Genomic DNA, 13,299 nt, shown 5'->3' with positions numbered 1-13,299 from the left:
CGCTCCACAGGAAGCGAGGGGGAACGCGGCCAAGCGCTCACGAGGCGTCGCGCAGTCGTTGGGCGTCCTCCTATGAGGCAGAATGAGCGAATGACCTTGGTGTGGCACTCACTCGCGGACGTGCCGCGTGACCTAGGCCCCACGGTAGTGACCGTGGGCAACTTCGACGGCGTGCACAAGGGCCACCGGGCGGTTCTCGCGGAGTTGGTCGCGGCCGCGCACGCCCGTGGTGCCAAGGCCGTTGCCGTCACCTTTGACCCTCACCCCAAGGCGGTCCACGCTCCCGAGCATCAGCCGGAGCTCATCACGGGCATCGACGACCGCATTGAGCGCATCGCGCAGACGGGCGTCGACGGCATCCTCATCCAGGAGTACACCCTCGACTTCGCCATGGCGACTCCGGAGGAGTTTGTGCGCGACTACCTCGTCGGCGGAGTGGGCGCGGTGGCGATAGCCGTTGGCGGAGACACCCGCTTCGGCCGCGGCAACGCGGGAGACATCGAGACACTGCGGGAACTGGGGGAGAAACTCGGAATCGACGTCGACATCATCGGTGACGCGGCAGCCCCCCATGATGGCGCCCGCCGTTGGTCGTCCACGTGGGTGCGCGAACTCCTCGATGAGGGGGACTTGCGCGCGGCGGCCGACATCCTCGGCGCGCCGCACCGGCTGCGTGGCACTGTCATTCACGGCGACAAGCTCGGTCGTCAGATTGGCTTTCCCACGGCAAACCTCGACGTCTATGCGGGATTCATTCCCCGGCACGGCGTCTACGCCGGATGGCTCGAGGTCGTGGACCCTGGCGACAACGCGTCGGCCGCATCGCTCTTGGGCGAGCGTCTTCCCGCCGCGATAAGCCTCGGCATCAACTACACGGTGGGCACCAAGGACCTGCGGGTCGAGGCCTTCGTCCTCGATCGCGAGGGGCTCGACCTGTACGGAGCCCGCGTGGCGCTCGACCTGATCGAGTGGGAGCGGCCGATGCTCGACTTCGGCGGCATCGAGGGCCTTGTTGCCGCGCTTCACGAGGACGTCGCCTGGACCCGCAAGGTCCTTGGGGTCCCCGCGCTGTAGTTCGCGTGGCACACGGGCGAATGCTCCTGTATAGTTGGCGGTCGCCGTGAAACGGCCGCGGATCCCAGTGCCCCGGAGAACAAGCCCGGGTGCGCCGCGCAACGATCTATAAGGAGAACCTGTGCCGCTCGAGCCAGACGTCAAGAAGTCCATCATGACCGATTACGCCACCCACGAGGGTGACACGGGTTCACCCGAGGTTCAGGTGGCGATGCTCACGCAGCGCATCCTCGACCTCACCGAGCACGGCAAGGTGCACAAGCACGACCACCACTCGCGTCGTGGGCTGCTGCTCCTTGTTGGCAAGCGCCGTCGCCTCCTGGGTTACCTCCAGAAGGTCGACATCGAGCGCTACCGCGCACTGATTGAGCGCCTGGGCCTGCGTCGCTAGTCCCTCACCGGACCGACGCGCCAGACGGCGCTCGGGCCCGGCTGTTCGCCCCTTACGGGAGCTGAGCAGCCGGGCCCTTTCATTTGCCTCAAGCATTACCCCGCCCGACGCGGCCCGCAGTGATAGGGTTGAACCGCTCGCGACGTGCGAGTTCTACCTGCATACCGAGCGGGTCGGCAAACCGCTGATCCTCGGTGGAGATGAGCAGAGCCCCCCTTAGCGCTGGCGCTCTGAGCGTGTCGACTGACGATCAGCACTGGCTACATGGCCGGGTTGTGCCTGCCTGCTCCCTTTTGAAAGAGGAGCGTGAGACCTTAATGGAAGGTCCCGACATCCAGTTCGCCGAAGCAATCATCGACAATGGTCGCTACGGAACCCGTACGGTGCGTTTCGAGACCGGCCGCCTTGCACAGCAGGCCGCCGGTACCGTTGCCGCCTACCTAGACAACGACACCATGTTGCTTTCGGCCACCACGGCCGGTAAGCACCCCCGCGACGGCTTCGACTTCTTCCCCCTCACGGTGGACGTGGAAGAGCGCTCGTACGCGGCAGGAAAGATCCCCGGCTCGTTCTTCCGTCGCGAGGGTCGTCCCTCGACCGACGCGATCCTGACGTGCCGTCTGATCGACCGTCCGTTGCGCCCGACCTTCGTGTCCGGTCTCCGCAACGAGGTCCAGGTCGTCATCACCGTCCTCGCCATCAACCCCGAAGACTCGTACGACACGCTCGCCATCAACGCCGCCTCGGCGTCGACGCAGCTGTCGGGCCTGCCGTTCACGGGCCCCATCGCCGGTGTGCGCATCGCGCTCGTCGATGGCCAGTGGATCGCGTTCCCCAAGTACTCGCAGAAGGAACGCGCCGTCTTCGACATGGTCGTTGCCGGCCGCATCGCTGGCGATGACATCGCCATCATGATGGTCGAGGCGGAAGCCACCAACGATTCCTTTACCTTGATTGCGGAGGGCGCCCAGGCACCCACCGAGGCCGTCGTGGCAGAGGGTCTCGAGGCGGCCAAGCCGTTCCTCAGGGCGCTGTGCGAGGCGCAGATCGAGCTCGCGGGCAAGTCTGCCAAGGCGCCCAAGGAGTTCCCCAGGTTCCTCGACTACCAGGACGACGTCCTGGCCGCGGTGACCGCTGCTACCGAGGCGGACCTGTCCGCCGCGCTGCAGATCGCCGACAAGCACGAGCGCGAAGACCGCCTCGATGAGATCAAGGACGCGGCGCACGCCAGCCTTGACGCTCAGTTCGAGGGTCGCGAGAAGGAAATCTCGGCAGCCGTTCGCTCGGTCACCAAGAAGACCATTCGCCAGCGCATCCTCAAGGATGGCATCCGCATCGACGGCCGTGGCCTCAAGGACATTCGCCCGCTGACGGCCGAGGTTGGCCCGATCCCGCGTGTTCACGGCTCGGCTATCTTCGAGCGCGGCGAGACCCAGATCCTGGGCATCACCACGCTCAACATGCTCAAGATGGAACAGCAGATCGACTCGTTTAACCCCGAGAAGAAGAAGCGCTACGTCCACCACTACAACTTCCCGCCCTTCTCCACGGGCGAGACCGGCCGCGTGGGTTCCCCCAAGCGTCGTGAGATTGGCCACGGTGCGCTCGCAGAGCGTGCCCTCGTGCCCGTTCTCCCTTCGCGCGAGGACTTCCCGTACGCGATCCGTCAGGTCTCCGAGGCGCTGGGCTCGAACGGCTCGACGTCGATGGGCTCTGTCTGCGCCTCGACCTTGGCCCTGCTGAATGCCGGTGTGCCCCTTAGGGCCCCCGTCGCAGGCATCGCCATGGGCCTCGTGTCCGACATGGTTGACGGCGAGATGCGCTACGCGGCACTCACCGACATCCTGGGCGCCGAGGATGCATTCGGCGACATGGACTTCAAGGTTGCCGGTACCCGCGAGTTCGTGACGGCCATCCAGCTCGACACCAAGCTCGACGGCATTCCCGCGTCGGTTCTTGGCGCTGCGCTCTCGCAGGCAAAGGACGCTCGTCTGCACATCCTCGACGTGATGGCCCAGGCCATCACCGAGCCCGATGAGATGAGCGAGTTCGCACCGCGCATCATCACGGTCAAGGTGCCGATTGACAAGATCGGTGAGGTCATTGGCCCGAAGGGCAAGATGATCAACCAGATCCAGGACGAGACCGGCGCCGACATCTCGATCGAGGACGACGGGACCGTGTTCATCGGTGCCGTCGACGGCCCTTCGGCGGAGGCGGCCCGTGCGGCCATCAACGCCATCGCCAACCCGCACATGCCCGAGGTTGGCGAGCGCTTCGTCGGTACCGTCGTGAAGACGGTCGCCTTCGGCGCGTTCGTGTCGCTCAGCCCCGGCAAGGACGGTCTGCTGCACATCTCGCAGATCCGCAAGCTCGTGGGCGGCGCTCGCGTGGAGAACGTCGAAGACGTGCTCTCCGTGGGTCAGAAGGTTCAGGTTGAGGTCACCGAGATCGACCCGCGCGGCAAGCTGTCGCTTGGCGTTGTCGACGCTCCCGGTGCATCGGCCGACGTTGCAGAGGGTGTCGACAACTAAGCGGTTCACGACGCTGAGTCACCACCTCTCGTCCACGAGGGCGAGCCTCTCGTCCACGAGGGCGGTTCCTGGGAAACCAGGGGCCGCCCTCGTTGCGTCGTACCGCAAGCGCGGTTGCGGCGCTTCGGGTAGCCGTTGCAGACGGGATAGGCTCACCCTCATGCCTCATCCACTCCCACTCGTCGCGTCGACGTCCCCTGATGCCCACCTGATCCTCGAGCAGGACCACGGCGCGGTCATCCGACGCACGATCCTCCCCGGCGGGGTGCGGGTGTTCTCGCAACACATCCCGGGAATGCGTTCGGCCACGATCGGCGCATGGATTGGCGTCGGTTCGCGCGATGAGGGCCCCGAGCACGCTGGCTCCACGCACTTCCTCGAGCACTTGTTGTTCAAGGGCACTGCGACACGCACGGCCCTCGACATTGCGGAGTCCTTCGACCGGGTGGGCGGCGAGTCCAATGCCGCTACCGCCAAGGAATACACCTGCTATTACGCCCGCGTCATCGACGTCGACCTGCACATGGCCACGTCGGTCATCCTGGACATGGTGACCTCTGCGACCCTTCGCGACGACGAGTTTGAGCTCGAGCGGGGAGTGATCCTCGAGGAGCTCGCGATGGCGGACGACGACCCCGCGGACGTCGCCCATGAGCGCTTCTCCGAGGCGGTGCACGGCGGCCACCCGGTGGGGCGGCCCATCGGCGGCACCCCAGCGATCATCAAGGCCGTCACGCGCGAGGCCGTGTGGGAGCACTACCGCCAGCACTACGTTCCCGAGGGACTCGTCATCACCGCCGCCGGTGGCGTCGATCACGATGAGTTGTGTGGGTGGGTCCTCGAGGCCCTCGACGCGGGCGGTTGGGCACTCGACCCCGCAGCAGTCCCGCTCGCTCGTCGCGATCAGTTTGCGCCCGTCGTGGCAACTAGCACGCCCAGAGTCGACGTGGCGCGCGATATTGAGCAGAGCCACATCGTCATCGGGTGCGAGGGCCTGCGTGCTGCCGATCCGCGCCGCAACACCATGGGTGTGCTGTCGACCATCCTGGGAGCCGGAATGTCCTCCAGGCTGTTCCAGGAGGTGCGCGAGAAGCGCGGCCTCGCCTACGCGGTGTACTCGTTCGCGCAGCCGCTCGCGGAGGTGGGCCAGTTCGGGATGTATGCCGCATGCGGCACCTCAAAGGCGGATGAAGTGGCGGGGCTGCTCATGGCCGAGCTCGAGCGCATGGCCTACGACGTGACGCCAGGCGAGCTCGAGCGCGCGAAGGGCCAGATTGCGGGGGGCACCGTGCTGCGGCTCGAGGACTCGTATTCACGGATGTCGCGCCTCGGCAAGGCCGAGCTCGCGTTTGGCGAGTTGTGGAGCATCGGCGAGGCGTTGGATCAAGTGCACGCCGTGACGGGTGACGGCGTGGCCGCACTAGCCGCCGAACTCGCCGCCCGTCCGCGGGTTGAGGTGAGGGTCGGCCCGGCCACTTAGGCTGCATCACGAGCCACGGGTAGGCTCGGGTCATGATCAACGTGGCTGTGCTTGGGGCATCTGGACGTATGGGTGGCAACGTGGTGCGAGCGGTCGAAGCGGCCGATGACCTCGCTCTCGTCGCCGCGCTCGACATGGGCGACGACATCGCGGTCGCCGCGCACGCGGGCGCACAGGTCGCGGTCGACTTCACGGTGCCGAGCGCGTCCGAGGCAAACGTCCACGCGCTCATCGACGCGGGGATTCACGCCGTCGTCGGAACGAGCGGCTGGACCCCGGATGCGATCTTGCGTGTCGAGGACCACCTCAAGGAGCGTCCGGAACTCGGCGTACTGATCGCCCCCAACTTCGCTCTTGGCGCGGTCCTTGCGATGCGCCTGTCCGCGGCCGCCTCCAAGTACTTCGAGTCGGTGGAAATCATCGAGCTCCACCATCCCGACAAGGTCGATGCCCCGTCGGGCACCGCTGCACATACGGCCGCGGGCATCGCGGCGGCGCGGCAGGCGGCGGGCATTGGCCAGTCGCCCGATGCCACCACCCACGACCCGGACCACGCCCGTGGCGCACTCGTCGACGGCGTGCGCGTCCACGCGGTGCGCTTGCGCGGACTCGTCGCGCATGAGGAGATACTCATGGGCAACCCGGGGGAGCAGTTCACCATCAGGCACGACAGCTTCGACAGGGCGAGCTTCATGCCTGGAGTCCTCTTGGGCATTCGCCAGGTGGGGCTTCACTCGGGTCTCACGGTGGGTCTCGAACACTTCATGGACTTGTAGTGGGTCTGCTACGTAAGCGCGGATTCTTGGCCGCAGCCGCCACGAGTTCGATCGTCGCGCTGTACTTCGCGCTCGTCGCGGGCCGCGCCGTCGTGTTCATCGCAACGGGCGATCCGGTCGCGAGAGCGCTTGGTTTTGCACTGTTGCTGTTTCCCGCGCTCGGCGCGTGGTGGCTCCTTCACGAATGGCGCCTCGGCACGGCGGTGCAACGCATGGCCGACGAGCTCGAGGCGGACGGCAGGTTGCCGGTCCACGAGGGGGACCGGGATTCCCGCGGAAGGCTCACGGCCGAGGCACAAGACGCCGTCTTCGAGTTCGCAAAGCGGGAGGTCGAACTCCGGCCAGACGACTGGGCGGCCTGGTTCCACGTAGGTTTTGCTTACGACGCGGCCGGTGACAGGTCGATGGCGCGCAAATCGCTGGGGCACGCGGCCACCCTGTACAGGACGCGTCGCGCGCGCAGCGCGCAACAAAAGGACAACGGGAAAGTGACACCAGCGGAGTGACGGCGGCGAACTGAGGGCGGCGAACTGAGGGCGGACGCCCCGAAATGGGAGCGGACGACCTAGGCCTCGAGCGACGCGTGCCAGAGCTTTTCGGGGATCGCGATTCCGAGGCCATCGAGCTCGCGCACCATTCCCGATTCGGCAAAGCCGGCCGACTGCAAGAAGTGTGTCCGCACGGAGTCGTTCGAGAGCGACCACAGCTTGATGTCGGTGGCGCCGTGAGCCTTGAGGTGATCGACTGCTGCCGCAAGAAGCCGTGAGCCGTGGCCCCTGCGCCGACGCTCGGGGTCGACCTCGAGCGCCACAATTTGGTTGGGAGGCGCGACAGCGGCAAAGCCGACGACGACGCCCCCGTGCGTCGCGACGAACACCACATGGTCCGGCGTTGGCGGCTGCGAGATCGAGTTTGCCCACCCGCTCACGATCGCGTCGTGGTCGAAGACCTCGTGGCGCTTGCGCCCCAACTGCTCGCCGATGGCGCCGACCCAGGAGTCGATTTGGATACTTCCGATGGCTTCTTCATCGCCTGGGCGCGCGGGGCGGACGGCAACGTCTGCAGTGGGGGAGTCGCTCATACTTCCGAGCGTAAGGCCTCCGGCGCGCGCAGGTGACGACCAAACGTCCGGTCTTAGCCCCATCCGAGCGCACGAAGCCCCGCCGCGACACCGGCAGCCACCGCAACCACCACGATGAACGGCGCTTTGCGCCACAACAGCACGGCGGCGACCGCGAGGGCGGGGACGCGGGCGTCGACCTCGAGACCCTTGCCCACGGTCAGGGTCTGCAGGGCCGCGAGCGCTGTCAGGAGTGACACCGTCACCAGTGCCGCGATCCTCACCAGGCGAGGATTGTCGAGAGCGTGTTCGGGGACGCGATGACCCACGGCCTTGATGAGCCACATGGCGGCGCCCGCGCCCACGATCGCGACCCAGGTCCACGCGTACGGCGTCATGAGTTCTCCTTGGGCGCTGCGGCCGTGGTGCCGGCGCGCGGGGTGGGCCATCCCGCAGCCACCGCGACGACTGCGGCGACCATGATCGGTACGCCTACCGGGGCAAACGGGGTCAGGGCGAGGGCGATCACGGACGCGACCGCCGCGACGGCGAGCGCGCGGCGGTCGGCGAGGCGTGGCCACACGAGACCAAGGAACGCGGCGGCGGCGGCAGCATCGAGCCCCCACGCCGAGGGGTCGCCGACGCGTTGGCCCACGAGAGCGCCCAGGATGGTGATGGCGTTCCACAAGACGTAGACGCCGACGCCCGTCCACCAGAAGCCCGCACGACGCGCTTCGGCATCGTGTTCGGGTTGGGCGATCGCTACTGCGGTCGACTCGTCGATCGTTACCTGAGTGCCCCACCACGACCGCCAGCCGTGCCACGGCCGCAATACGGGCGCGAGTGCCACGCCGTAGAAGCCGTTCCGGATGCCAAGGAACGTTGAGGTGGCCGCGGCCACAGCCGGGATGCCACCCGCCCCGATGACGCCGACGAACGCGAATTGGGAGCCCCCCGAAAACACGAGAAGCGACAGCGCGGATGTCTGCCAGAGGTCGAGGCCGGCCGCGACGGAAAGGGCCCCGAAGCTCAACGCGTAGGCGCCGGTCGCGATCGAGACGGACAGGGCCTGCTGGCGCGCGGGTGTGAGGCGCGCGCCTAGGACGGCCACTCGAGTCCCCATCCTGCGGCGTTGTACAGGCGGGGGCGCGGCGTCGATCCCAGCATCCCGGTCTTGAGGTTGTCTGCAGTGGCCACCCAGACGTCGGCGGCCTCTAACTCATCGACTCCGGGCATCAGGGTCTCGTGCCTGCCCTCGTAGGTGAAGCCGCAGCGCTCGGGGATCGCCCTGCTGTGGAGGTTCCTCGGGAGGTGGTGGATCTCGACGCGCTCCGCCCCGGCGAAGTCGATCGCGACTTGAGTGAGCGCCGTCGCGGCCTCGGTCACGTAGCCGTTTCTCTGCCGATCCGCGGCGATCCAGTAGCCGATCTCGAGGATGCCCTCTCCCAGGCGTGTGTGGAGGCCGGTGCCGCCAACGTACGCGCCAGAGTCGCGCAAAAACATGCCCATCACGAAGTCGGTGCCCTCGTCGTATTCGCGAATATACGTCGCGATGTGCTCGGACCTCTCCGTCAAACTGATCGGTTCGTCTCGCGCCCAGGGCATCCACGGCGCCAAGTAATGCCTGCTCGCGATGATGACGCGCGACATTTCTTCCACATCGGATGACTCGTAGCGGCGCAACACGAGACGCTCGGTCTCGATGCGGTGCGGAATGCGCCACGGGGTTTCCGGCATGCGCCGATTGTGGCATGCGCAGTGCGTCCAGGCGTAGCGCCTTGGGCCGGTCACACGGGCAGGCGGGGACCCTAGGCGGTCAGGACGCGCCGCACGTAGGTGACAAAGCGATACTGCAACCCGCCCGCGCTGAGCGCCCACGGCATTTTCGCCTCGACCTGCCAGGCGTGCGCGGGAATCTCAGGCGCGAAGGTGTCTCCTGGGACCGTCAGGTCAATCTCGGTCACTTCCAAGGCATCGGCTACTCCGATCGCGGCGGCGAACAGGCGCGCACCGCCGATGATCCACCTGGTCGCGTCCTCGGCGAGGTCGCCGGATTCGACCAAGGCATCGGCAAGTGCCAACGCGCCCGCAAGCGAGCCCGCCGTCGCCGCACCGTCAAGAGCGTCGACCGACGTCACGACGATGTTCGTGCGGCCGGGAAGGGGCCGGAACCGCTCGGGCAGAGACTCCCACGTGCGCCTGCCCATGATGACGGCGTGTCCGCGAGTAAGCGTCTGGAAGCGGACCAGATCCTCGGGGAGGCTCCAGGGCATCTCACCCTCGAAGCCGATCACCGCGCGCCCAGAGTCGTCGCGCGCCTGCGCCCACATCGCCTTGATCGTCATTGCGTCAGACCGCCATCGTTCTAGACCGCGATAGGGGCTTTGATCCCCGGGTGGTGGACGTAGTTCTCAAAGACGACATCGTCCATGTCGTAGTCGAGCAGGGAGGCCTTCGGTGCCAGGCGCAACGTGGGATAGGGGTACGGCTCGCGGCTGAGCTGCAGCTCGACCTGGTCCATGTGGTTGGAGTAGATGTGGCAATCGCCGCCGGTCCACACAAAGTCGCCTACCTCGAGGCCGGTCTGCGCCGCGATCATGTGCGTGAGCAGCGCGTACGAGGCGATGTTGAACGGCACGCCAAGGAACAGGTCGGCGCTCCGCTGGTAGAGCTGGCACGAGAGCTTGCCGTCTGCCACGTAGAACTGGAACATCGCGTGGCACGGGGGCAGGGCCATCTCGTCGATCAGCGCGGGGTTCCACGCGGACACGATGTGGCGGCGCGAATCCGGATTGCTCTTGATGGACTCGATGACGTTTGCGATCTGGTCGATGTGGCGACCGTCGGGCGTGGGCCACGAGCGCCATTGGTAGCCGTAGACGGGACCAAGCTCGCCATCGGCATCGGCCCACTCGTCCCAAATGGTGATGCCGCGCTCCTGGAGCCAGCGCACGTTCGTGTCCCCGCGCAGGAACCACAACAGTTCGCCCACGATCGAGCGGGCGTGGACGCGCTTGGTGGTGAGCAGGGGGAATCCCTGGCTGAGGTCGTAGCGAATCTGGCGGCCGAACGTCGACAGGGTGCCCGTTCCGGTGCGGTCGGTCTTGGGCCTGCCGGTGGCGAGCACGTCGCGCAGCAGGTCTTCGTAGGGGGTGGGGATCGCGTTCACGCGCCCAGGTTACGCCGACGGTCAGGCTTCGAGACGGCGGCACGGCGGCTTGCGTCGCGAATTGGCCACAGCGCGACGGGGCGCGGACCTCTCTTCTCGCACGCTCACACGCGGTAGGTTTAGCACATGACCAACCCCGCGCGGCCGTTCGGCACAGTGCTGACAGCCATGGTGACGCCGATGCACGAAGGCGGCGCCGTCGACCTCGCCACTTCCCAGCGTCTGGCGAAGTATTTGGTGTCACGTGGCTGTGACGGCCTTGTGCTTTCCGGCACGACGGGCGAGGCGCCGACGACGCACGCACCCGAGAAGGTCGACCTCCTGCGCGCCGTGCGCGAGGCTGTTGGCCCCGATGTCACGATCCTCACAGGGGCGGGCTCCAACGACACCGCTCACGCCGTGCGCATGGCCGAGCAGGGTGCGGAAAATGGCGCGGATGGCATCCTCGCGCTCACGCCGTACTACTCCAAGCCGACTCAAGCGGGAATCGTCGCGCACTTCAGGGCGATCGTGGGCGCCACTGCGCTTCCGGTCCTTGTCTACGACATTCCGGGCCGCACCGGCGTCGCTATCGGCGAATGGGCGTACGACGAGCTCGCCGCGATGAGCCGCATCGTCGCCATCAAGGACGCGACGGGCGACCTCGTGGCCGCCAAGGCGCGCATCGAGCGCACTGGCCTCGCCTGGTATTCGGGCGACGACGCTCTCACTCTTGACTTCTTGCGCGCGGGCGCAGTGGGCGTGGTCTCCGTGTCGTCGCACATCGCGTCACGCGAGATCGCGGCCATGATCGCGGCCTTCGAGGCCGGCGACACCGCCGAGGCAGAACGGATCCACGAGGCCCTGCTGCCCGTGCATGCCGCAGTATTCAATGGTCCTGGCGCCACTAATGCCAAATCCGCAATGTATTGGGCCGGAGTGATTCCCAGCAGGACTATGCGCCTGCCGCTCCTTCCCGCAAGCGACGCAGAATACGTCGCCCTGACAGCGGCCCTGGAGGCCGCAGGAATGACTCGATGAACTTTCACCCCGAACTGCCCACCCCTCCCGCTCTCGCCGACGGCACCCTGCGCATGATTGCGCTCGGTGGCCTTGGTGAGGTCGGCAGGAACATGCACGTGATCGAACTCAACGGCCGCCTGCTCATCATCGACTGCGGCGTTCTCTTCCCAGAAGAGAACCAGCCCGGCGTCGACCTCGTGCTTCCCGACCTCAGCTACCTCGAGGATCGCCTGGACGACATCGAGGCCATCGTGCTCACGCACGGTCACGAGGACCACATCGGCGCCGTACCGTATTTGCTCCGCATGCGCCAAGACATCCCCATCCTGGGTTCGCAACTGACGCTCGCCTTCCTCGAGGCGAAGCTCGCGGAGCACCGCATCAAGCCCATCACGCTGGCTGTTAAAGAGGGCCAGCGAGAGAAGATCAAGGCATTCGACCTCGAGTTCGTCGCGGTCAACCACTCGATCCCCGATGCTCTCGCAGTGTTCATCCGCACGGCCGCGGGCACGATCCTCAACACCGGTGACTTCAAGATGGACCAGCTGCCGCTCGATGGCCGCATCACCGACTTGCGCTCGTTTGCCCGCTTTGGCGAGGAGGGAGTCGACCTCTTCCAGGTGGACTCCACCAACGCCGAGGTTCCAGGCTTCACCACGTCCGAGATCGAAATCGCGCCGACGCTTGACCGGCTGTTCGCGAACGCCACCGGCCGCATCGTCGTCGCCTCGTTCGCGAGCCACGTGCACCGCGTCCAGCAGGTCATCGACGCCGCCCACACGCACAAGCGTCGCGTCGCATTCGTGGGCCGCTCGATGGTGCGCAACATGGGCATCGCGGCGGACCTCGGCTTCCTCAGGGTGCCGGATGGCATCCTGGTCGACCCCAAGAAGGCCGACAACCTGCCTCCGGAGCAGGTCGTCTTCATGTCGACCGGTTCCCAGGGCGAGCCCATGGCCGCGCTTAGCCGCATGGCGAACGGCGACCACAAGGTCGAGGTGGGCAAGGGCGACCTGGTGATCCTCGCGTCGTCGCTGATCCCTGGCAACGAGAACGCGGTATTCCGCGTCATCAACGGGCTGCTGCGCCTCGGTGCCACCGTGGTGCACCAGTCCAACGCGCGCGTGCACGTCTCCGGCCACGCGAGCGCGGGCGAACTGCTGTATTGCTACAACATCCTGCGCCCCAAGAACGTGATGCCCATCCACGGCGAGGTGCGCCACCTGCTGGCCAACGGCGCCCTGGCCATCAAGACGGGGGTGGCCGCCGAGCGCGTGATGTTCGCCGAAAATGGCGTCGTCATCGACATGAAGAACGGCATCGCCAACGTGGTGGGTGCCATCGAGTTCCACAACATGTACGTTGACGGCTCGTCTGTGGGCGAGGTGACCGAGGCCGAGCTCAAGGACCGTCGCATCCTGGCCGACGAGGGCTTCGTTTCGGTGTTCGTGGTCATGGACTCCTCGAATGGCCGCGTGCTGTCCGGGCCCGAGATCCACGCGAAGGGCATCGCCGAGGACGACTCGGTGTTTGACGCGCTCATGCCCGAGCTCAAGAAGGCACTCGAAGAGGCCGCGAAGTCGGGATCCACCGACAACCACCAGTTGCAGCAGGTCATGCGTCGCGTGGTCGGACGGTTTGTCGGTACCAAGCTGCGTCGTCGGCCCATGATCATCCCGATTGTGATCGACGCCTAGGGACGGCCTCCGCCGCGCCCCGCCCTCCGCCGCGCCCCACCGCCTCCCGCCACAATGGCGTAATCTGTACCGGTTTTCGACATGAATCTCCCGCCAGTGGCGGAATTTGTTCCGGC

At 66.6% G+C, this 13,299-nt stretch carries 14 protein-coding genes; 8 read left to right on the top strand and 6 right to left on the bottom strand.

Going from position 1 to position 13,299, the window contains the following annotated elements:
- The first annotated feature begins 90 nt into the window (after nt 1-90).
- From BKA03_RS09630 to BKA03_RS09605, 6 genes are all read left to right on the top strand, one after another.
- Nucleotides 91-1,074 carry a bifunctional riboflavin kinase/FAD synthetase gene (locus BKA03_RS09630; protein ID WP_062075790.1) on the top strand — a complete coding sequence of 328 codons (984 nt, stop codon included), beginning with the start codon at nt 91-93 and terminating at the stop codon, nt 1,072-1,074.
- Between the two features lie 121 nt (nt 1,075-1,195).
- Nucleotides 1,196-1,465 carry a 30S ribosomal protein S15 gene (rpsO, locus tag BKA03_RS09625; protein WP_062075791.1) on the top strand — a complete coding sequence of 90 codons (270 nt, stop codon included), beginning with the start codon at nt 1,196-1,198 and terminating at the stop codon, nt 1,463-1,465.
- A gap of 317 nt (nt 1,466-1,782) precedes the next feature.
- Complete coding sequence (locus BKA03_RS09620; protein WP_062075792.1) at nt 1,783-3,999, top strand: polyribonucleotide nucleotidyltransferase; 2,217 nt, start codon at nt 1,783-1,785, stop codon at nt 3,997-3,999.
- A 160-nt stretch (nt 4,000-4,159) separates the two neighbouring features.
- Nucleotides 4,160-5,479 carry a M16 family metallopeptidase gene (locus tag BKA03_RS09615; RefSeq protein ID WP_062075793.1) on the top strand — a complete coding sequence of 440 codons (1,320 nt, stop codon included), beginning with the start codon at nt 4,160-4,162 and terminating at the stop codon, nt 5,477-5,479.
- A 32-nt stretch (nt 5,480-5,511) separates the two neighbouring features.
- On the top strand, nt 5,512-6,255 hold the full coding sequence (gene dapB, locus BKA03_RS09610; RefSeq protein WP_062075794.1) for a 4-hydroxy-tetrahydrodipicolinate reductase: 744 nt from the start codon (nt 5,512-5,514) through the stop codon (nt 6,253-6,255).
- Nucleotides 6,255-6,761 (top strand): hypothetical protein, encoded by a 507-nt coding sequence (locus BKA03_RS09605; RefSeq protein ID WP_062075795.1) that lies wholly within the window; start codon nt 6,255-6,257, stop codon nt 6,759-6,761. Before dapB ends, BKA03_RS09605 begins: the two co-directional genes overlap by 1 nt.
- 59 nt (nt 6,762-6,820) lie before the next feature.
- On the opposite strand, the gene BKA03_RS09600 is transcribed toward BKA03_RS09605, so the two are convergent.
- The 6 genes from BKA03_RS09600 to BKA03_RS09575 all read right to left on the bottom strand — a co-directional run bounded on the left by BKA03_RS09600 (nt 6,821) and on the right by BKA03_RS09575 (nt 10,484).
- Nucleotides 6,821-7,336, bottom strand: a complete 516-nt coding sequence (locus tag BKA03_RS09600) for a GNAT family N-acetyltransferase (protein WP_062075796.1) — start codon at nt 7,334-7,336, stop codon at nt 6,821-6,823.
- 53 nt (nt 7,337-7,389) lie between these two features.
- Nucleotides 7,390-7,713, bottom strand: coding sequence for an AzlD domain-containing protein (locus BKA03_RS09595; RefSeq protein ID WP_062075797.1), 324 nt, complete (start codon nt 7,711-7,713; stop codon nt 7,390-7,392).
- Entirely contained in the window at nt 7,710-8,426 is a 717-nt protein-coding gene (locus tag BKA03_RS09590) for an AzlC family ABC transporter permease (RefSeq protein WP_373366732.1), read from the bottom strand. Before BKA03_RS09590 ends, BKA03_RS09595 begins: the two co-directional genes overlap by 4 nt.
- Entirely contained in the window at nt 8,414-9,052 is a 639-nt protein-coding gene (locus BKA03_RS09585) for a GNAT family N-acetyltransferase (RefSeq protein WP_062075799.1), read from the bottom strand. The genes BKA03_RS09590 and BKA03_RS09585 overlap by 13 nt, the downstream gene beginning before the upstream one ends.
- Before the next feature lie 71 nt (nt 9,053-9,123).
- Nucleotides 9,124-9,660, bottom strand: a complete 537-nt coding sequence (locus BKA03_RS09580; RefSeq protein ID WP_062075800.1) for a dihydrofolate reductase — start codon at nt 9,658-9,660, stop codon at nt 9,124-9,126.
- A 20-nt stretch (nt 9,661-9,680) separates the two neighbouring features.
- Nucleotides 9,681-10,484, bottom strand: coding sequence for a thymidylate synthase (locus BKA03_RS09575; protein ID WP_062075801.1), 804 nt, complete (start codon nt 10,482-10,484; stop codon nt 9,681-9,683).
- Nucleotides 10,485-10,610: 126 nt separating this feature from the next.
- Here BKA03_RS09575 and dapA point away from each other — a divergent pair, with 126 nt between their 5' ends.
- Both dapA and BKA03_RS09565 read left to right on the top strand, forming a co-directional pair.
- The gene (gene dapA, locus BKA03_RS09570) at nt 10,611-11,504 is read left to right on the top strand and encodes a 4-hydroxy-tetrahydrodipicolinate synthase (protein ID WP_062075802.1); all 894 of its coding nucleotides are present in this window, start codon (nt 10,611-10,613) and stop codon (nt 11,502-11,504) included.
- Nucleotides 11,501-13,183, top strand: coding sequence for a ribonuclease J (locus tag BKA03_RS09565; RefSeq protein ID WP_062075803.1), 1,683 nt, complete (start codon nt 11,501-11,503; stop codon nt 13,181-13,183). The genes dapA and BKA03_RS09565 overlap by 4 nt, the downstream gene beginning before the upstream one ends.
- Nucleotides 13,184-13,299 lie beyond the last annotated feature (116 nt).

Origin of the sequence: Demequina lutea (assembly GCF_013409005.1) — a bacterium.
GTDB lineage: Bacteria > Actinomycetota > Actinomycetes > Actinomycetales > Demequinaceae > Demequina > Demequina lutea.
The sequence above is the reverse complement of the archived record's forward strand: the minus strand, read 5'-3'. Positions and strand labels throughout refer to the sequence as shown.